This is a genomic window from Paenibacillus sp. A3 (assembly GCF_001399685.1).
In the GTDB taxonomy this organism is placed as follows: domain Bacteria; phylum Bacillota; class Bacilli; order Paenibacillales; family NBRC-103111; genus Paenibacillus_G.
This window is the reverse complement of record NZ_JTHN01000315.1, coordinates 1-19,705: the sequence shown is the minus strand read 5'-3', so window position 1 is coordinate 19,705 and position 19,705 is coordinate 1. Positions and strand designations below refer to the sequence as shown.

The following is a 19,705-nucleotide window of genomic DNA, read 5'->3' as shown; positions in this document are numbered from 1 at the left end:
GTCGGATCGTTCGCGCCGAACGGGAAGAAATCGGCATGCTGCGCAATGTCCCCTGCCGTAACGGCGGCCCGCGGCACTTCGATCATCGTGCCGATGCGGTAGCTGAACGTGCGGGCGAACTCGCCGAGCACCTCGTCCGCCCTGCGGGTCACGAGCTCGCGCATCCGCTGCAGCTCGTTGGCATGGCCGACCAGCGGAATCATAATATCCGGCCGGACATCGAGCTGCTCACGCAGACAACTGAGCACGGCGCGGAAGACGGCCTCGACCTGCATCTCGTAAATGTCCGGCAGCACGAGTCCGAGACGGCAGCCCCGGGTGCCGAGCATTGGGTTCATCTCATGCAGCGTCCTGACTTTGCGCAGCAGCTTCTCCAGGCGCTCTTTACGTTCCGGATCCGCGTCCGGCTGGCCGTTCAAGCGCTCGCGCTCGACGACCAACTGCTCCATGTTCGGCAAAAATTCGTGCAGCGGCGGGTCGAGCAGGCGAATCGTCACCGGCAGCCCGTCCATCGCCCGGAAAATGCCCTCGAAGTCCTCCTGCTGCATCGGCAGCAGCTTCGCCAGCGCTTCCGCCCGCTCCTCTTCCGTCTCCGCCAAAATCATCGCCTGCACGACCGGCACCCGCTCGGCGCTCATGAACATATGCTCCGTCCGGCACAGCCCGATGCCTTCGGCGCCGAAGCTTCGCGCCTTGGCCGCATCCTCCGGCGTATCGGCGTTCGTGTACACCTCCAGCGTGCGAATCTCGTCCGCCCAGGCGAGAAGCTGCTCCAGCTCGCCCGTCAGCTCGGGCTCGCGCAAGCTGACTTCGCCGAGGATGACACGTCCGGTCGCGCCGTCGATGGACAGCGCGTCGCCTTCCCATACCATGACGGCTTCTCCGTCAGCGGTCGTCACGGCAAAGGCGCGTTCCGTCAAGCGCAGCGCTTCGCATCCGCAGACGCAAGGCTTGCCCATCCCGCGGGCAACGACCGCCGCATGGCTGGTCATGCCGCCCCGGCTGGTCAGCACGCCTTCGGCCGCCAGCACGCCGTGAATATCCTCCGGCGTCGTCTCCGAGCGCACGAGGATGACTTTGCGCCCCGCGCGGGCCCACGCCTCGGCCGTGTCCGCGTCGAACACCGCGACGCCGGATGCGGCTCCCGGCGACGCCGGCAGGCCGGCCGCCAGCACATGCAGCGGCTTGTCGGTATCGATCGCGCGGTGCAACAGCTGATCCAGATGAAACGGCTCGATGCGATTGACCGCTTCGCCGGTGTCGATCACGCCCTCGCGCACCAGATCGACGGCGATTTTGACCGCAGCTTGAGCCGTTCGCTTGCCGTTACGCGTTTGCAGCAAGTAAAGCTTGCCTTGCTCAACCGTAAACTCGATATCCTGCATGTCCGTATAATGCCGCTCCAGCTTCTCCGCCGTCCGCACGAGCTGGTCAAAAACAAGCGGCATCTCCTCGCCGAGCTTCGCAATCGGAACAGGCGTCCGCACACCGGCCACGACGTCTTCCCCTTGCGCGTTCATCAAGTATTCGCCGTACAGCACGGGCTCCCCGGTAGACGGATTTCGCGTGAACACGACGCCTGTCCCGCAATCGCTGCCCATATTGCCGAACACCATCGTCTGAATGTTGACGGCCGTCCCTTGTTCGTCGGGAATCTGGTGCACCTTGCGGTAAACCTTCGCCCGCGCATTGTTCCACGAACGGAATACCGCTTCAACGGCCAGCGTGAGCTGCTCCTCCACCTGCTGCGGAAACTCGCGTCCCGCTTCCTTGCGGATCACTGCCTTGTACTCTCCGATCAGCTCCGTCCAGCCTTCGGCGCTCACTTCGCTGTCCTGGCTTACCGTTAACCGCTGCTTGAGGTGATGCAGCAGCCGTTCGAATTGATACGTTTCGATGTCGAACACGACGTTACCGAACATTTGGATCAAACGGCGGTAACAATCGAACGCAAATCTCGGATTGCCGGTCAATGCCGCAAGCCCTTGCACCGTTTCGTCGTTCAAGCCCAGGTTGAGAATCGTATCCATCATACCGGGCATCGAAGTCACCGAACCCGACCGGACGGACACGAGCAGCGGCTTGGCCGGATCGCCGAAGCCTTGGCCCTTCGCCTGCTCCAGCTCCCGCATCGCTTGGTGGACCTGCTCCATCAGCCCCGCCGGAAGCTGCATGCCCGCTTCATAATAGGAGCGGCACACGTCCGTCGTAATGGTAAAGCCCGGCGGCACCGGCAAACCGGCGTTCGTCATCTCTGCAAGATTGGCCCCTTTTCCGCCAAGAAGCTGCTTCAAGCCAGCATGACCCGAATGAAACGGCACTACACTTTGCATGATTGATAATCCTCCCGTCATTTTAGAACCTACGGCACGCAGACCGCGAGTACACACATGGAACGTTGTGGATGTTTAATGATGTATAAAACATATCATAGCTTTATTCCATTGTAAATAGTATGTATTATTTATATTTAATACACACTATTTATTCGCGGCATCTGCGGCGCCCGGGCCCGTACGGAAAAATAACGGTGTCCGGTAAAATTGCAGACCAAGTTGGAGATGATGCGAACGGGCGGGAGGATATCGAAACTTAGCTTGCATAATTAACGTCTAGAAAAGAAGAGGACCTATGGGAGGGTATTTATTTGGCCAGTTTTGGAATAGTTATCACGTTGTTGATAGGTGCGGGATTGCTATTCATACGCTCAAAATCAGCATTATGCGGTTTAAGCTTGCGATGGGTAGGTTATGCACTTTTTATCATGACTGCTTTTCTCGTTGGTATTGCAATCCTGTCGAAAATCAATGAAGCATCACATAATCAATAACCCCATCGTTTCATAACCGATAGTCCGTCTAAACCTTATTTTACCGAGTCTGATGGTTTTGTTTATTTCGGCAACATAGCGGAACTGCCGTGTGCTATTTTTGTCTTAGATGGCCTGTTTCCAGAATAGAGAACGTACGTTCCTTTATGTGTGTCGAAATATATATAGTAAGGCTAAAATCAGGCATTTAGCGCATCTGAGTTCCTCTGTATTTGCAGGAGGAGGTCAAAAAGCTGATTTAGAGGAACTTTTCCGCTTCTATTTTGCTCGCGCTCGATCTAGACATTAGTGAGAGGAGGCCCCGCCGAGGCTCTCGGTGGTTCCGTGGAGGTTCCGGGCGGCTACTGGCGGGTTCCGGTGCCTTCTTACGATTATCGACAGACCCTATCCGCACAAGTTGGCGGACAGCAAAAAAACCTCTCCGCAGAGAGGTGCAACGTTACAATATTGAGGCAATTTAAAGCTTGCCCATCCGTTTCTATTATCTTGTCACGCCATCCCGGCAGCACGGCCATCCTGCTCCGTCTCCCGCTCATGCAGCGACAGTTTGGCGCCCAGTGCGCGGAAGCTGCCGATGACGTCCTCGTAGCCGCGCTCCAGATGCTCCACGCCCGTAATGCGCGTGCAGCCTTCGGCTGCGAGGCCCGCCAGCACCAAACACGTGCCCGCGCGTACATCGGTCGCATGCACCCAATCGCCGACAAGCGGCCGTCCGCCCTGGATAAAAGCACTCTCTCCGCGGACCTCGATCTCCGCTCCCATGCGCCGAAGCTGCGGCACGTGACTGAACCGGTTCGGGTACACCCGTTCCGTAACGATGCTCTTGCCTTTGGCCTGCGTCAGCAAAGCCGTCATCGGCTGCTGCAGATCTGTAGCGAAGCCCGGATACATCGTCGCGCGGACCCGGGTCGCACGGATCTGCCCGGTGCTGCGAGCGGTAATGCTGTTTTCGTCCCAATCCATCTCCAGCCCGGCCTCACTGAGCTTGGCGATACATGCCCCGAGGTGTTCGGGAATGACATCCTTCACGGTCACGGTACCGCCGGTGATGCCCGCACTCATCAGGAATGCTCCGGCAACGAGCCGGTCGGGAATCACCGTATGCCTTCCCCCGTCTAAGTATGGCACGCCCTCGATCCGTATGCGGTCCGTCCCTGCGCCGTAAATGCGCGCGCCCAGATAGTTCAGGAACGCCGCCGTATCGACGACCTCCGGATCGACTGCGGCATGATACAGATTCGTCCGGCCTTGAGCACGGACCGCCGCCAGAATGGCGTTGATCGTAGCGCCCGATGTCACGGTATCGAAATAAATGTCCGCCCCGCGCAGCGTTTTGGCCTCTACAATATAATGATCCTCGCGGAACTCCACCGTCGCGCCCAGTGCTTGGAACGCCTTCATATGCTGGTCGATCGGCCTGGAGACAAAGTTGTCTCCGCCCGGAAACCCGACCGTCACCCGCCCGAATTTGGCAAGCAAGGCTCCGGCAAAATAGTAGGACGCCCGGTAAGCGGACGCCTTGCCCGGATCGATGATCGCGCTGTGGATGTAACGCGGATCCAGCACAATTTCGCCGGATGGGCGGCGGGTGATCGTCAGGCCGATGTCTTTGCCGATCTGGGCGATCAATTTCACATCGTCGATATTTGGAATGCCCTCTAGCGTCACCAGACCGTCCGCCAGCGAGGCGGCGGCCAACAAGGCGAGCGAGCTGTTTTTAGAACCGGGAATATGTACGCAGCCGTTCAGCGGGCCGGCAGGTTCCACTTCAATCCATCTCATTGACCCTTACCCACTTTCCGATGATGTCGTTATTTGTTATGAAGCTCCAGCACGTATCCGCTGCCGCGAACCGCACTGATGAGGAAGGTGTCTTTGCCGTATTTTTTGCGAATCCGGTACACCAGCGCATTCAATTCGTCCATCGTTACATCCGGAACCCCGTCCTCGCCGACCGAGCGCTCCGACCATACGGCCTGCTTGATTTCGGCAATCGGCACGAGCCGATTGGCATGATCGTACAACAGTTGAATAAGCAAAAACTCTTTCTCGGACATTGCAATCCGCTTACCGTCAACTACGCATTCCCGTTTCTCCCAATGGATCGTCAGCGGGCCGTGAGGTTCGTCCCACCGCTGCGTAATGCTGAGCGGCTCGAACTCCAGCGTCTGATCGGCGAAAAGATACGAAAAATGCAGTACCGTCATCCCTTTGGCCAGCTTGATGATATCAAACGATTTCAGCGGATACGGTTGATTCGGTTCGACGATCACACCGTTGATTTCCGTGCCGTGCGTGCTGCCCAGATCGTACAGAACCGCACGCTCCTCTTCTTTGCGGATCACTATATGTTTACGGGAAATAAACGCGTTCGAAAAAGCGAAGTCCGGAGAATACGAGTTCGATGCCCTGCCGATAACCGTTTCGGCGGCGGTCAGATTAAGGCACGTCCCCGAGCGGAAAGGCTCTCCGCGAATCACATAAAGACAAGCGAAAGTATCCAGTTTCGTTCCCTCCGAGTGCTGCACAGCGGTCATGCATCGTTATGCGGTCGATAAAAATAAAGTTGACCTCCTATCATCATAGCTTATTTCGGCCTTGAAGGAAAATAGGCTTCGCTGACGGATCGGTTATATTTCGGTAATACGACCCTGTCAGGGAAAAACGGACATAAAAAAGCCCGCTTCGCCGAAGGATCCTTACGGGAAGCGGACAGCGATCCGTTCATCATCAGATTTATTCAAGGACAAAAGCAGGCATTTGCCGTAAAAAAGCCGCTCCGTCCGCCCGTTCCGGTGCAGACGTCCCTTGCCGCCTGTAAATAAGTAGCAGCATGCCTGATGTAAGCCGAAGCTCCTCGGCTCCCGAATCTTGTGACCATTCGGAGGCCTTCTCTGCGTATCGGATCTCCCGTAGGGCGAACGCAAGCGGCTGCTCTGTCACGGACTTAACCGGTTGAGCTTTCATGGCATTCACCAGCCTTTTTTTATTGAGAATGATTATCAATAATACAGTAAAATAAATCATGCAGCTCTACAACTCCCCTGATGCGCCGCCGCCGCACTATCTACAAGACGAATGTCCATGGTATAATAGCACTACTTTAACGAAAACGCATTCAAACGGGAGATCCGCCTATGCCTTTGTTTTTTCGCCTTACGGCTCTGACCTGCGGCTTATTTCTTCTTATTATGTTGCAAGCCTCGGGCTACATTCGACCTCCCGCCCCTTTGCCGCCGCCCGAGATTGAAATTCAAACCGATTGGTCGCCCGAAGATCTGCAAAAGGCCCCGAACATCATCATCCTGCTGAGCGAAGCGTTTTGGGACATCACCCAAATCAAAAGCCTGAAATTCAGCGAGGACCCGGCGCCGATGTTCCATGCGCTGCAGGAGAAATTCACCCACGGCACCCTGCTTTCCCCGATGTTCGGCGGCGGTACGGCCAACGTCGAGCTGGAAGTGCTGACCGGGCATTCGATGCGCTTTTTTCCGGAGGATTCCACTCCGTACGAGCAATACATCAAGCAGCCGACCGCTTCGCTGGCCAGCCTGTTAGCGGGACAAGGGTATACGACGACGGCGATCAGTCCGTTTTACCATTGGTTCTTCAACAGCTCGGAAGTATACAAGCACCTCGGATTTTCGCGCTTCATTAGTCTGGAGTACTTCAATCCGGACGAATATGTCGGCCCGTACATCGGAGATCACGCCGTCGTGCGGCGCATCATCCAGGAGACCGAACGAAGTCCCGGCGCGGACTTCATTTTTGCCAATACGATGGAAAACCATTATCATTACTGGCCAGGCAAGTTTAAAAAGAACCATATCGAAGTGAAAAGTCATATGTCCAACGCGACCACGGGCATTGCCGAGACGTATGCGCAAGGCTTGTCGGGTGCCGACCGGGCGCTGCAGGAGCTGGTTGTGCATTTCAGCAGGTTGAAGGAACCGACGATCATTGTATTTTTCGGCGACCATCTCCCTTCCTTGGAAAAGCTGTTGGTTTATAAGGAATCGAATTACATCAGCGGCGAGGACGACCCTGACTTCTTGGAAAAAATGCACAACACTCCCGTCGTCATCTGGAGCAACTACTTGCCGAAGGAAGCGAAAGAGGAACTGCATATGAGCCCGTCGTTTCTCGGGCCATACGTTTTGAATCTGGCGAAGCGGCCGGGCAGTCCGTACACGGACTATTTGTCCGACCTTTACCGAAAAATGCCGGTGCTGCCGCCGAAAACGTACTATAAAGCGATGAACATCGACGTGAATTTGGTAAAGCAGTATGAGGATCGGCAGAAGGCCATCCTGGAGCTGGAGAGGCAGGTAGCTGCAAGCAGCGGAACCGCAAGCGTGGCAGGCAGTGGCGGCGTGAGTAACGTAGCTGGCGGCGGTACTGGGGGCGACAGCGGAGACGGGAGTAGAACAGTAGGTGGAACCAGGACGGCGGACAGCGGCGCAGGTGGCACGGCAGGTAATGACAATGCGAGTAAAGCAGCTGGCCGTGCTGATGCGAACAACGGGGATGCGAGAAACGCGACAGGTAGCGCTGAGACGGCGGACAGCGGCACAAGTGGCGCGTCGGGTAATAGCGACGCTAGTGGTGCAACGGGTTGGGCTGGCTCAACTGGCGGAGATGCAAATGGAACAACTAGTGGTACTCGCGCATCAGGCGGCGATACGATAGGGAAGCCGTTTATCCTCGGCTACGGCGAACCGCTGATCGAACAGGTAAGCCCCGCTTCCCTAACCGTCGGAGGCGATGCTTTCGGAAGATCGCAGCTTACCGTCCATGGCGGAAGATACGGCCTTGGCTGCACCGTCTTCATCAACGGCGAACCGCAGCAGACAACTTGGCAGAGTGAATCCTCGCTTAGCGTGAACTTGCCGAAGGCTTTGACGGCTAATGCTACAACACTTAACGTTCAAGTACGCGTCGTCGATTCCAAGAACCGGGTGCTGGCCGCCTCGCGAATCGTAAAGGTGCCCGTACAAGTGAAGAAGCATTGAAAGCCGAGGATACAACATCCCCTTACGAATCGGATGGCCTATCCTCGGCTTGTTATTAGACAATAATACATACTCACCCGGAATCATGCAACTGAAGTAGCCCATATAAAAAAGCGCATCCAAAATGCGCTATCGGAGGTAAATCAAGCCATCACAAAATCATAGAGGAACTCAGATGCTCTACACATGTCGAAATTCCTCACCACCGCCCAAACGGGGCACATTGCGCATCTGAGTTCCTTTATTTCCCAAAGCATCTCTTCCCGACTGCCATTAGCGGAAATACGATGCTCTATTTCCATCCTCTGCAAAAAATACCGCAGAGCTGTCCAGAAAGTAGCTCAAACTATGCCGATGTCCTTGAAAAACTACATCGGTTTTGCCACAATCTAAATGCCCGGTGCCGCAATGGTTCGGGCATTTTTCATACTCCTCCGCACTGCAGAAGCGTGTCGATTCCTGCGCTTGCCCGGGAAATGGCCGAAGCGCAGCGTCCTCCCAAAAACGTACCTAGCCTCAACCGGCCCCTTCTACGCCTCGCCGCGGTGCCACAGCCGCTGCAGCTCCGCGTTCGATTCCAGCAGCTCCTCCAGCGTGCCTTGGGCATCGACGCGCCCGTCCTTCAGGACGACGATGCGGTCCGCCCGGGCCAGCGCCGCTTTGCGGTGGGAAATGACCAAGCAGGTCGCGCCTTGCCGCAGTTCTTTGAGCCGCTCCCACAGCTTTCCTTCGGTATCGACGTCTAGCGCGCTCGACAGATCGTCGAAGACAAGCAGCTCCGCATCGCGTACGAACATCCGGGCAGCTGCGGTACGTTGGGCTTGCCCGCCGGAGAGCTTTACGCCGCGCGGCCCGATGACCGTGTCGAGGCCATGCGGCAAATACCCCAGATCCTGTTCCAACACGGCGGAGCGGATAGCCCGCTCAAGCTGCTCCGGCTCGGCATGCATGCCGAGCAAAATATTGTTCTCCAGCGTATCGCTGTACAGCCGCGGGATTTGCGGCGTATAGGCGCTGCGCGGCGGAATGAAAAAGTCGTCCGGCTTCGCCACAGGCTCCCCGTTCCAGCGAATAGCTCCCGCCTGCATGGGCAGCAGCCCAAGCAGCGTGCGCGCCAGCGTCGTCTTGCCGGAGCCGACCCGTCCGGTAATGACAGTAAACGAACCGCTCGGCAGCGTCAGGTCAATCCCTTCAATCCCCCGGCCTGTTTCGGGATAGCGGTACGTCAGGCTGCGCACTTCCACCATCTCCAAGGTCCGGCCGCCGGTAACCGCAGCCCCTTCGTCCATCTCCGGCAGGCTTCCCCGCAAATGCAGCGGATGGTACTCCGTCAGCCTTTCCTCATCCGCCCCTTGCAGCAGCGTCACCAGACGGTCCTTCGAAACCGTGCTTTGCTTAAAGTACGTCATGAACTTCCCGAAATTTTGGATGAATTGCGTCACGAACGTGAGGTAATAAACGAACAGCGCGAAATCGCCGACCGTAAAGCTGCCGTCCCGCATCGATTGCGCGGACAGCAGCAAAATCAATCCGGTGCCGAAATTAACCGCGTTGGAGAAAATCGATTCGAGCGTCGTGCTCAGCAGCCGATCCTTCAGCATCGCTTCCCGGCGCTGGTCGTTCAACCGCTTGAAGCGGCCGATGACCCGGTCTTCCGCGCCTGCCACCTGAATCGACTGCACCGTAGAGAACATTTCGCTGATCGCCCCGGTAACTTGGCTTGTCGCTTCCCGGCTCGCCGCCCGGTATTTTTGCAGCATTGTCGTCGACAATTGAGCGATTGTGACCACGATAACAAGCGGCAAAAACACCCAAAGCGTCATTTCTGCGTTAATGCGAATAAGAATGTAGCACGATACCGCAGCGAACAGCGTCAGCCCGAACGAGTCCACCGACCAGCTGACCGTTTCCTCCACCTGCTCGACATCGTCCCGGAACGAGCTGATCGCCTCGCCCGGCGAGATCGGAATCGCCCGCGCCCCCGGTTCTTTAAGCACATGCCGCAGCAGGTTCCGGCGCAGCAGCGCCGCGACGCGGAAACGGAACTGGACGTCCGTGATAAAGCCGAACACGATCAGCACGACCCGTGCCAACGCCGCCATCAGCAGAAAGAGGACCAGCGTCCAAATTCCGAAGCTGTAGGCGGAATGACCGGACAGCTCGTCGAAGAACGCCTTCGTTACAAGCCCGGGAACGATCGGGGCCAAGTAAATCAAAGACCAAGCGAGCGCGTTCAAAATATAAAGCCCCAACCGGTAACGCGTCAGCCGCCATAAAAAAGAAAAGGTCGTCATACCAGCATTTCCTCCATTCCGACCTTCAGCATCCGGCTGTAGCGGGAATCCGGATCGGCCCCGAGCCTTGCCCGGTCTCCCTCCTCGGCGATACGACCGTTGTCGAGTATAAGAATGCGGTCTGCCCGCTGGATGGTCGCCAGCCGGTGGGCGATAATAATGCAGGTCCGGCCCAGCAGCAGCCGGTTCATTGCCCGCTCGATGCGCTGCTCGGTCGCCGGGTCCAGACGGGAAGACGCCTCGTCGAGAATGATGAGTCCCGGATCGGACAAGAACACCCGGGCGAACGACAGCTGCTGCGCCTCGCCTGCCGACAAGCCTCCGCCCCCGGACTCCAGCATCGTATCCAAGCCGCCGGGCAGCGAACGTAGCCACGACTCCATCCCCAGCTCCCGAAGCACCTGTTCCACCCGCTCGTCGGAGATCGTCTCGTCAAAGAACGTCAGGTTGTCGCGGACCGTCCCTTGGAACAGCTCGATCGACTGGGTCACCATCCCGACCCGGCTGCGCAGCTGCTGCAGCTTCGCCTCGCGAATATCCGTATCCCCGAGAACAATCCGCCCTTCTCCCGGATCGTAGAAACGCAGCAGCAGGCGCGCCAGCGTCGTTTTACCGCTGCCCGTCCGGCCGAGCAAGCCCAGCACCTGCCCCGGCTCCAAGCGGAAGCTCACGTCCTGCAGCGTCAGGCTGTCCGCCTCGTAGCCGAAGCGGACGCCCTCGATCGCCACGGACAGCGCTCCCTGCGGCACCGGCGTACCCGGTCCGTCCTGAATCACCGATTGCGTCTCGAGCAGCTCCTTCACCCGGACGATGCTGGCGTCCGCCTTTTGCAAATCCTCCATCTGCGTGCGGATTTGTTCGATCGGTTTGGCCATTAGCTCGGTGTAGTAGAAGATCATGTACACGGTACCGAGCGTAATCGACCCCTTTTTCCACAAATAAAAGCTCAGCGCAAACGCAACCGCGTTGCCGATCGCAAACACGATCAGGGTCGTGATCCACATCGACGCCCAACCGAGAAACGCCCGCACGCGCACCGGCAGCCATTCGCGCAGCAGCTCGTGATACCGGCGCATCACATACCCGGTCGCGCCGTTGGCTCGCGTATCCTCCGTCCCTTCCAGGTGCTCGCCCAAAAAGCCGTAAAACTTCGCGCTCACCTGTCTCAGCTTCCCCCAATGAGGCACCGCAAACTTCCGGATATATTGGATGGCAACCATCGCGAACACGACGAAAAAGAGCATGCCGACGCCGATCAGCCACCCTTCCCGGAAGAGCAGCACCAGCATCCCCGCCACCAGCACGAGATTGCTCAGCAGCGTAATGACGAAGCTGGAGAAGAAGTTAGACAAATTGTTGATGTCCCCATCCACCCGTTCGATGATCGCACCGGATGTTTGCGACTTATGAAACGTCATATCGAGCTTCAAGCAATGATCCGCCACATCACCGCGCAGCTGATTGGTTGCCAGCCACCCGACATTCGCGCCTACATACGTTGCGGCCACGGCAACAACCTGTTGAATCAGGGTGACGACAATGAACAGACCCCCTGCGATAAGCAAGGGCCTGGTGCTTGACTGGGACTGCGCCGTGTCGATGAAATAACGGATAATTTGCGGGTTCACCAGCTGCATGGCAATACCGCTTACGAGCAGGACGGCCAGCAAAATCATGCTTTTGCGCTGCGGCTTCAGATAGCGGCTCAACAAGAGGGCGTATTCACGAACCGGTATTTTTCGCATTGCTTTCTTCAACCTTTCCGTCCCTCCTTTATCGTACAAACATTCTATCACAGGAAACACTTGTTCGGCCATCCATTTCCAAAAGAAAAAACAATTATAACCAAATTTCCAAACCAGCCCAAACAAAAAAGACAGCCGCGGTGCCGTTTTCAACAACGGCGCCTCAAGGCCATCTTCAAGATTGGTTTACTATGTGATCGAATGCTTCGTCTCGCTCCACCGCTCGTAGAACAGCATCCGGTCCCGCCGTACGAAGCAAAGCAGCGCATGAATGCCGACAACAAGGTTCAGGAGCCCTGCGACAAGCAGCAGCGGGATCATCACCATCGAAGGAAGATGGTTCATTCCGCCGCCGATAAACAGCACATTAGGACCGCCAATGAGAAAATACAACGAAACACAGCGCACCAAAAGCGCGTGCAGCGTCAGTCCGCCGTCCTTTCCGTTCAGGCGAATGCGTACGATCCGCTTGCCCAGCGTTCTGCCTTCGGTCAAGTATGGGACGACGACAAAATAGAAGAGGACCGCTCCAGCGATCGGAAGCAGCATATGCCGCCCCAGGAAAAATAGAACGAACGGCGACAATACCGCCCAATCGATCAACCACGCAACAAAACGACGGGTGTAGCTGACACGCGTAACGGACAGATCGACGCCTTCGTCCAGCGTATCGCTTTTGGGCATAAAGGCCGTCAACCATGGAGCTATCGCATAACCAACCAGGCCGCCTGCCGTATTAAGCATCAGATCGTCCACATCGAACAGACGGTAAGGGCAATCGTAAATCCCATACAGTCCCGTTCCCTGCGTCACTTCAAAAAACAGCGACACCAGAAACGTCGTAACCGCCGTTCGCACAATGCGGCGCCGGAAATAATAGCGCAAAAACACGCCCAAAGGGACAAGCAGCAGTACATTGAACGCTACTTGCAGAACCCCCCGTTCCCCGAACACCTTAAGATAGGTTGCCGGATTGTTCCACTGCAGGCCGGTTTCCCGCAGAAAATCGCGAACAAACTGGAACGGTACCCATTGATTGAACGAGCCCGTCGTCCCGGAGCAAGTATGCCGGGTATCCGGCAGCGGCAGGATGACCAAGTACAGGGCGCATAATAAATACAGTAAAAAAGAATACAGGACAATGACGCGTATTTTATTGACGTAGCCGTATTTCCGGTACTGTACGATCAAAAACGGCAGCGTAAAGACGAACGCCAGCAGCGGAAACGTCTGCAGCGCGAAGCCGATTGGAAACAAATAAGCTTGAAGCATTTTGTCGTTCACACCCATGCTGTCATATTTTATAACAATTATAACGGAAAATACGGCGGTCTTCCCATCGACTCGGCTTACATGAGTGACATTATTGTCACCTTGTACACGCAAAAAAACACGCCGAACATCAGCGTGTCATGCAATTTTGCTTTCTTTACAGCTCCTTGCGCATACGCACGTGCCAGATTCCGGCGTCGAGGAACGGCTCGGTAGAAACCGTTTTGTAGCCTAACTTCTCGTAAAACGCCTCTGCCTGGGTCTGAGCGTCCAGGATGATCGCCGCAACGTCCTGCGTCCGGACATCCTCTTCCATCGCCTGAATGATCTGACGTCCGAGTCCGTATCCGCGGTACGGCTTCATCACGGCAATCCGCTGGAGCTTGGCCGTCTTCCCGTCGTACATGATCCAGCGGGCAGCCGCGGCGGGTTCATTTCCGTTCATGATCAGAAAATGCCTTGCCGCGCTTGGCGAAGCATCATAATCGTCCATCTCTTCTTCCGGAGAAACCCCTTGCTCTTCCACGAACACGCGAATACGTACGGCAAAGCAGTCGCGAAGCTGTTCTTCTGTATGTACAGGCATGATGCTCAAATCCATGATGTCTTTTCCCCCAAGCTATAACGTAAGTTTTTCTCCCGGCTGCAATGCCCGGCTCTGGATGCCTTTATCCCGAAGTCCGGCGGCGAAACGGTCCGCATCCTGAACGATCGGCGGGAACGTATTGAAATGAAGCGGCACGACCGCTTTCGCACCCAGCCATTCGGCGGCTAGAGCCGCATCGTCCGGTCCCATCGTGAAGACGTCGCCGATCGGCAGGAACGCCAGATCGATCTTGTGGCGCTGACCGATCAGCTTCATATCGGAGAATAAGGCCGTGTCTCCGCTGTGAAGAATCGTCAGCCCGTCCCACTTGATCACATATCCGCCTGGCATGCCGCCATAGATGATCTTTTTCTCTTCCTCCAGTACGATTCCCGAGCTGTGGAACGCTTGAATCATCTCGATCTCCGCAAATCCGATCGACGCTCTGCCGCCGATATTCATCGCGAAGGTGTTCAGACCTTGCCAGCTCATGTAAGTCGCCAGCTCGAACGTTGCAATGACCGTTGCGTTATTGCTTTTTGCGATGGGTACGGTATCGAGAATATGGTCGGGATGGCCGTGGGTAAGCAGGACATATTCCGCCTTCACATCCTCGGGCTTGGTTGTGGCCAGACGGTTCCCGGAAATAAAAGGATCGATGATTAAGGAATGTCCTCCGTGAGTCAATTGAACACAGGAATGACCATGATACCAAATCTCCATACGACCAGCTCCTTCTTTTCATTCGAATAGTAGCTTTCACGAATTCTATTGTACCAAAGAGAAGACGCGAAACTCAAAAAAGAAAGGCACCGTTCCTGCCGGCTCCTTTCGCGGCTGCACCTATGCGTTGTTAATCCTAGCTCGCAAACGCCTTCTTTAACGCCTCACGGACCCGGTCCTTGCTGAACGGCTTGACGATAAAGTCGCTTGCTCCCATCGAAACCGCCCGAATCAACAGCGCCTGCTGGCCCATAGCGGACACCATGATTACTTTGGCGTCGGGGTCCATATTCTTGATCTCTTCGAGTGCCGTGATCCCATCCATTTCGGGCATCGTGATGTCAAGGGTAACAAGATCCGGCTTCAGTTCAGAGTATAATGTCAGCGCTTCCAGTCCATTGCTCGCCTCGGCTACCGTTTCGTAACCCAATTCCTGAATTACGTTTCTCAGTATCATCCGCATGAATAGCGAATCGTCCACGATCAAGATTTTTTTCACGCCGAACTAGCCCCCAACCCGTTGTTTTTATACACAAAAAAATAAGACCGCCCCAAATGCCAAAAGGGAGGCCGTGTTCGACTATTTCCTCTTGTCCTTCGGCAGCTGGCTGACATCGTGTTACACCTTAGTCCCTATAGCTTTGCGTCCTTGACTTTCGCCAAGTTTGCCATGTCTGTGACAAAAAACGATTGTAAATTGTATTATAAGCATCCGGTAAAAAAAATACAAGTATAACGCCAAGAAGCCCTCTTTGCAACATCCCCGCCGTTGAAGAGTTACGTTTGAGAGGCCTTATGTTTTGGCTCACGCCGGCTCAGCCGAACGGGCCATGTTTTGCAAGTATCGTTCAAATTCATCCGGCGGCAGCGGCCGGCTGTAATAGTAGCCCTGCACCAGATCGCATTTTTTGTCGCGCAGAAAGTCGATCTGCTCCTGTGTCTCCACGCCTTCCGCGATGACCTGCAGGCCGAGATGGTGCGACATGGCTACAATTGTAGCGACAATCGACGCCCCGCTGGACCCGTGGGCAATATCGCGTACGAACGATTGATCGATTTTCAGCTTGTCAATCGGGAATCGGTTCAAGTAGCTGAGCGAGCTGTAGCCCGTGCCAAAATCGTCCATGCTGACTTGCACGCCGATTTGCTTCAACCGGCGCAGCGTCGTTTCCGCATTGTTCGCGTCTGCAGCCATCATGCTTTCCGTAATTTCCAAATCGAGATATTTCGGCTCCAGACCCGATTCGTGCAGCGCTTCCCGAATCGTTTCGATCAAATGCGGCTGCTCGAACTGCTTGTTCGACAGGTTGACGGAAACGGGCATCGGCGGGAAGCCGGCTTCCTGCCACAATTTGTTTTGCCGGCAGGCCATGCGCAGCACGCGCTCTCCGATCAGATGAATCAGCCCGCTTTCCTCGGCGACCGGGATGAATAATCCAGGCGATACGAGGCCTTGCTCAGGATGCCGCCAGCGCACGAGCGCCTCGGCTCCGATCACCTGCCCCTGCATATTCACCTGCGGCTGATAGTGCACCTCGAACTCATCCCGCTCCAGCGCAAGCCTCAAGCCGTTCTCAAGCGCCAGCTTCTGTTCGGACGCTTCGTCCATTTCCGAGGAATAAGCCTGGATCCGGTTGCGCCCTTGTTTTTTGGAATAAAACAACGCCGAATCGGCATGCTTCAGCAGCATTTCTCCGTTAGCGGCGACAGGCTGCACCGCGAAGCCGATCGTGAGGCTGAGATGCACTTTGTGCGCTCCCAGCGTAAAGGGACGCTGGAGGCTCTCATGAAGCTGCAGCGCTTCTGCGGCCGCTTCGCTCTCTCCTCCCGCAATCCCGTGCAGCAGCACAGCAAACTCGTCGCTTCCGATTCGCGCGATGACCCTGCCTTCGCCGGCGGCATGGTGCAGACGGTCCGACAGCTGCCGCAGCAGCCTGTCCCCTTGCTTTTGCCCGATCGAATCGTTGATCAGTTTGAAGCGGTCGATATCGATAACCAGAAGCGCCCTTTCGATTTCTTCTTCCGGCTCCGCCAGTCCGTTCAACGTTTCCAGCAAATAACGGCGGTTCGGCATCCCTGTCAGATCGTCCCGGTAAGCAAGGTCGTTAATCCGGCGCTCCGCTTGCTTCTTCTCTGTGATGTCTTGACATATCCCGAACAGTCCGGTGACCTCCCGGTTCACGACAATGGGAACGCAAGTGACGCTCAGATCTATAGCTTGCCCCTGCTTATGCTTGATGGTCATTTCGAACTTCTGGGGGATGCCCTTTACGGATTCCGCAAACCTCCAGTTCAGCTCATCGGTACTCCAAAGCTCCGAGATGCGGCTTAAGCTGCGTCCTACGGTCTCCTCCGCCGAATAGCCCGTTATCGCCTCGACCGCCGGATTTGCGGCGATGAATCGACCTTCCAAATCAATGGAAAATACCGCATCCGTATTATAATCAAACAACGATTGAAAATGCTGCTCGCTTTCGTGAAGCTTGGCCGCGTGGTACGCAAGCCTCTTGTCCACGAACGACGTCACAAGCGCAATCCCCAGCAGCAACAGCGTCATCATGCCGATCACATAAGCAATCAACGACGTTTCGACGCTCAGCTCGTTGTTCATCCAGTTCATATGATCCAGACTGATGAAGCGGGCTGCCCCCATCCCCGTGTAATGCATGCCCGAAATCGCCGCGCCCATAATAAAGCCGCTGCCGATTTTACGGTAAATGCGGGATCTGCCGATGTCATCGCGAAAATAAAAAGTCAGCCACATGGCGGCCATGGACGCAATCACTGCGATAACAACAGATAGGCTCAACAGCAGCGGGCGGTACTGAATGACCGCATTCATCTTCATCGCCGTTAGTCCCGTATAATGCATGCCTACGATGCCGAAGGCCATAAACAGACCGCCCACGGTCCAATTGCGCCATCCGAAATGCCTGCCTCCGACGGCAGCCAAAGCGATATACGAGGCGATGACGGCAAATACGATCGAAAGCAGAACAAGGGCTACGTCGTAATGGACCTCCGTCGGCATCCGGTAAGCAAGCATTCCTACAAAATGCATCGACCAGATCCCAAGCCCCATCGCCAGCGCTCCGCCGCTAAGCCATATTAACCTGGTACGTCCACGTGCCGCATTGATTCTGCCCCCTATCTCCAGTGCAGTATAGGAAGCCAGGACCGAGATCACATAGGAAAGAAAGACCAAAAACCAGTCATAGGTGCCGATCATTTGCTGCATAGTCTTTACCTTCTTTCCAATTTGATCCTTTTCTTTTCTATATTATACCTACGTGGCCTATATACCGTCTACATCTTTTTGTCGAAATAGCTCGAATATCCTGAAGATGTCGAAAAGGCTGCATATCTTTGCGAGCATGCAAAAGAAGCAGATCTGCAGACCTGCTTCTTTTCCTATCTGTTATTTACGCATCGACGCGTTTCGATTTACCTGTGGGCAACAGGCTGCCTAGCGACAGCAGCGAGCTGCCGGCAATTGCCAAAGCCAGCGCCATGACGAAGTACGCCAAATCCAATTCGTACCCGGCCATCTGAGGGCTTCCCAAAAATCCGCCGGCCCATTTCGCCTTCGCGATGGCGCCGATCATAAGCAATGCGAACAAAGCGGAAACGATCCGTGTGCCAAGGCCCAGGATCAAGGCGATTCCTCCGACCACCTCGATAATCCCTACAGCATAGGCTGCAAAGCCCGGAAGACCAATGCTTTCGAACCAACCGGCGATGTTGCCGATCCCGCTCTGAAATTTGACCACTCCATGAATCAAAAACGAAATGCCAAGCACCAAACGGATCAACAGCAGACTAACTTCGTATTTCTTATTCAAAAGTTCTCTCTCCTTATTTTCGACTAGTTATCGTTAAAATTGCAAACACATATAGCTGAGCGTGCCTAAATCATAGCTCCGATGGATCACCTGAGCTTGCCCTTCCCCGCTTCCCATCGCGATGAACAGCGGCACGAAATGCTCCGCTCTCGGCACGGCCTGACGGGCATGCGGGGCTTGCTCCGCATATTGGAACAACGCGTTCAAATCGCCGGACTGCAACATCTCCAGCAGCCAGTCGTCGAAGCCGATCGCCCACGGCTCCGGCGTCTTCTGGCCCCAGTTCAACATTCGAAGATTGTGCACCGTTACCCCGCTGCCGATCACCAGGATTCCTTCCCGTCCCAGCCCGCGAATCGCTTCGCCGATCCGGTATTGCCGCTCAGGGGCAAGATAAGGATTCACCGATACTTGAACTACCGGAATATCCGCCTTCGGATACATGCGATGGAGCAGCGTCCAAGAGCCGTGATCAAGCCCCCTTGCCGAATCGGTGCGGACTTCGATGCCGGTTGCCGTCAGCTTTTGTTCCAGCATCGCCGCGATCGCTTTGGACCCTCTGGCCGGATACTTGACCTGGTACAGCTCATCCGGAAAACCGCCGAAATCGTAGATCGTATCGTAGACATCGTCTATCGATGAAATCGTCAACGTCTCGCTTTCCCAATGTGCCGTAAAGATGACAATCGCCCGGGGTTCGTACTGCTCGCCCAATTTCGCCAAAAAATCGGTATAAGGCGTCTGCTCGATCGCAAGCATTGGAGAGCCGTGCGCTAAAAATAAAGCTGGAATCATCATGCTACCCCCTAAGTAATAAGGTTACTTTATGTAAGTAAGTATATAATGATAATTTATCTATGTCAAGTAACTAATTTTTTGTTCGCAACTATATTATTTTTGTTGTTCGTGAGGTATAATAGAACTATAGCGAGGTGACGGGATATGAATCAGTCTTCAGTGTGCCCCAGATTCGAAAAAGGCATGCGGATCGTCAGCAAGCGATGGGCCGGGCTTATTATCCATCAGCTGCTTAAGGGCCCTCAGCGGTTCTGCACCATAGAGACCGCCCTTCAAATCAGTGGAAGATTGCTATCGGAGCGATTGAAAGATTTGGAACACGAGGGGATTGTGAAGCGGGACGTGTATCCGGAAACTCCCGTTCGCATCGAGTATTCTCTCACGGACAAAGGCCGCGCTCTGGCCCCTGTCTTCCGGGAAATGGAAAAATGGACGAGCGTCTGGATAGAGCTCGATGAGGAACCTGCGGCCGATCCGCTTACGAAATAAAAGCATGCAAAAAGGCGCCCTTTGGCGCCTTTTTGCATGCTTTTTGAGAAAGAGGTTTTTGATTGAAATAGAGAAACATTCGGAGGTGGGGTATCTACTGGAGGAGCGATAGCG

15 protein-coding genes and 1 riboswitch are annotated in these 19,705 nt (G+C 55.4%); of the genes, 2 read left to right on the top strand and 13 right to left on the bottom strand.

Features of this window, described 5'->3' with window-relative positions:
- The 4 genes from ppdK to QJ48_RS33835 form a co-directional block, all read right to left on the bottom strand.
- On the bottom strand, positions 1-2,333 hold a 2,333-nt coding region (gene ppdK / locus QJ48_RS33850), incomplete at its 3' end, for a pyruvate, phosphate dikinase (RefSeq protein WP_054977679.1).
- A gap of 986 nt (positions 2,334-3,319) precedes the next feature.
- On the bottom strand, positions 3,320-4,612 hold the full coding sequence (gene murA, locus QJ48_RS33845; protein WP_054977678.1) for a UDP-N-acetylglucosamine 1-carboxyvinyltransferase: 1,293 nt from the start codon (positions 4,610-4,612) through the stop codon (positions 3,320-3,322).
- Positions 4,613-4,641: 29 nt separating this feature from the next.
- Positions 4,642-5,367, bottom strand: a complete 726-nt coding sequence (locus tag QJ48_RS33840) for an FHA domain-containing protein (RefSeq protein WP_193394546.1) — start codon at positions 5,365-5,367, stop codon at positions 4,642-4,644.
- Positions 5,368-5,566: 199 nt separating this feature from the next.
- Entirely contained in the window at positions 5,567-5,797 is a 231-nt protein-coding gene (locus QJ48_RS33835; protein WP_157261844.1) for a hypothetical protein, read from the bottom strand.
- 170 nt (positions 5,798-5,967) lie between these two features.
- Here QJ48_RS33835 and QJ48_RS39310 point away from each other — a divergent pair, with 170 nt between their 5' ends.
- Positions 5,968-7,842, top strand: coding sequence for an LTA synthase family protein (locus QJ48_RS39310; RefSeq protein WP_054977676.1), 1,875 nt, complete (start codon positions 5,968-5,970; stop codon positions 7,840-7,842).
- Between the two features lie 530 nt (positions 7,843-8,372).
- On the opposite strand, the gene QJ48_RS33825 is transcribed toward QJ48_RS39310, so the two are convergent.
- The 9 genes from QJ48_RS33825 to QJ48_RS33785 all read right to left on the bottom strand — a co-directional run bounded on the left by QJ48_RS33825 (position 8,373) and on the right by QJ48_RS33785 (position 19,099).
- On the bottom strand, positions 8,373-10,136 hold the full coding sequence (locus QJ48_RS33825) for an ABC transporter ATP-binding protein (protein ID WP_054977675.1): 1,764 nt from the start codon (positions 10,134-10,136) through the stop codon (positions 8,373-8,375).
- Positions 10,133-11,893: an ABC transporter ATP-binding protein gene (locus tag QJ48_RS33820; RefSeq protein WP_054977680.1), complete on the bottom strand. Its 1,761-nt coding sequence runs from the start codon at positions 11,891-11,893 to the stop codon at positions 10,133-10,135. The genes QJ48_RS33825 and QJ48_RS33820 overlap by 4 nt, the downstream gene beginning before the upstream one ends.
- A 177-nt stretch (positions 11,894-12,070) precedes the next feature.
- Positions 12,071-13,153: a VanZ family protein gene (locus tag QJ48_RS33815; protein WP_054977674.1), complete on the bottom strand. Its 1,083-nt coding sequence runs from the start codon at positions 13,151-13,153 to the stop codon at positions 12,071-12,073.
- Between the two features lie 157 nt (positions 13,154-13,310).
- Positions 13,311-13,754, bottom strand: a complete 444-nt coding sequence (locus tag QJ48_RS33810) for a GNAT family N-acetyltransferase (RefSeq protein WP_054977673.1) — start codon at positions 13,752-13,754, stop codon at positions 13,311-13,313.
- Positions 13,755-13,772: 18 nt separating this feature from the next.
- Complete coding sequence (locus tag QJ48_RS33805) at positions 13,773-14,462, bottom strand: metal-dependent hydrolase (RefSeq protein ID WP_054977672.1); 690 nt, start codon at positions 14,460-14,462, stop codon at positions 13,773-13,775.
- Between the two features lie 136 nt (positions 14,463-14,598).
- Positions 14,599-14,961 carry a response regulator gene (locus QJ48_RS33800; protein WP_010494316.1) on the bottom strand — a complete coding sequence of 121 codons (363 nt, stop codon included), beginning with the start codon at positions 14,959-14,961 and terminating at the stop codon, positions 14,599-14,601.
- A gap of 97 nt (positions 14,962-15,058) precedes the next feature.
- Positions 15,059-15,142, bottom strand: a riboswitch (cyclic di-GMP riboswitch).
- Between the two features lie 125 nt (positions 15,143-15,267).
- The gene (locus QJ48_RS33795; RefSeq protein ID WP_054977671.1) at positions 15,268-17,700 is read right to left on the bottom strand and encodes an EAL domain-containing protein; all 2,433 of its coding nucleotides are present in this window, start codon (positions 17,698-17,700) and stop codon (positions 15,268-15,270) included.
- A 184-nt stretch (positions 17,701-17,884) separates the two neighbouring features.
- The gene (locus QJ48_RS33790; RefSeq protein ID WP_054977670.1) at positions 17,885-18,304 is read right to left on the bottom strand and encodes a DoxX family protein; all 420 of its coding nucleotides are present in this window, start codon (positions 18,302-18,304) and stop codon (positions 17,885-17,887) included.
- 33 nt (positions 18,305-18,337) lie between these two features.
- Positions 18,338-19,099 (bottom strand): class III extradiol ring-cleavage dioxygenase, encoded by a 762-nt coding sequence (locus QJ48_RS33785; RefSeq protein WP_054977669.1) that lies wholly within the window; start codon positions 19,097-19,099, stop codon positions 18,338-18,340.
- Between the two features lie 147 nt (positions 19,100-19,246).
- Between QJ48_RS33785 and QJ48_RS33780 the strand changes: the two genes are divergently transcribed.
- Positions 19,247-19,591 carry a helix-turn-helix domain-containing protein gene (locus QJ48_RS33780; protein ID WP_054977668.1) on the top strand — a complete coding sequence of 115 codons (345 nt, stop codon included), beginning with the start codon at positions 19,247-19,249 and terminating at the stop codon, positions 19,589-19,591.
- The last annotated feature ends 114 nt before the right edge of the window (positions 19,592-19,705 follow it).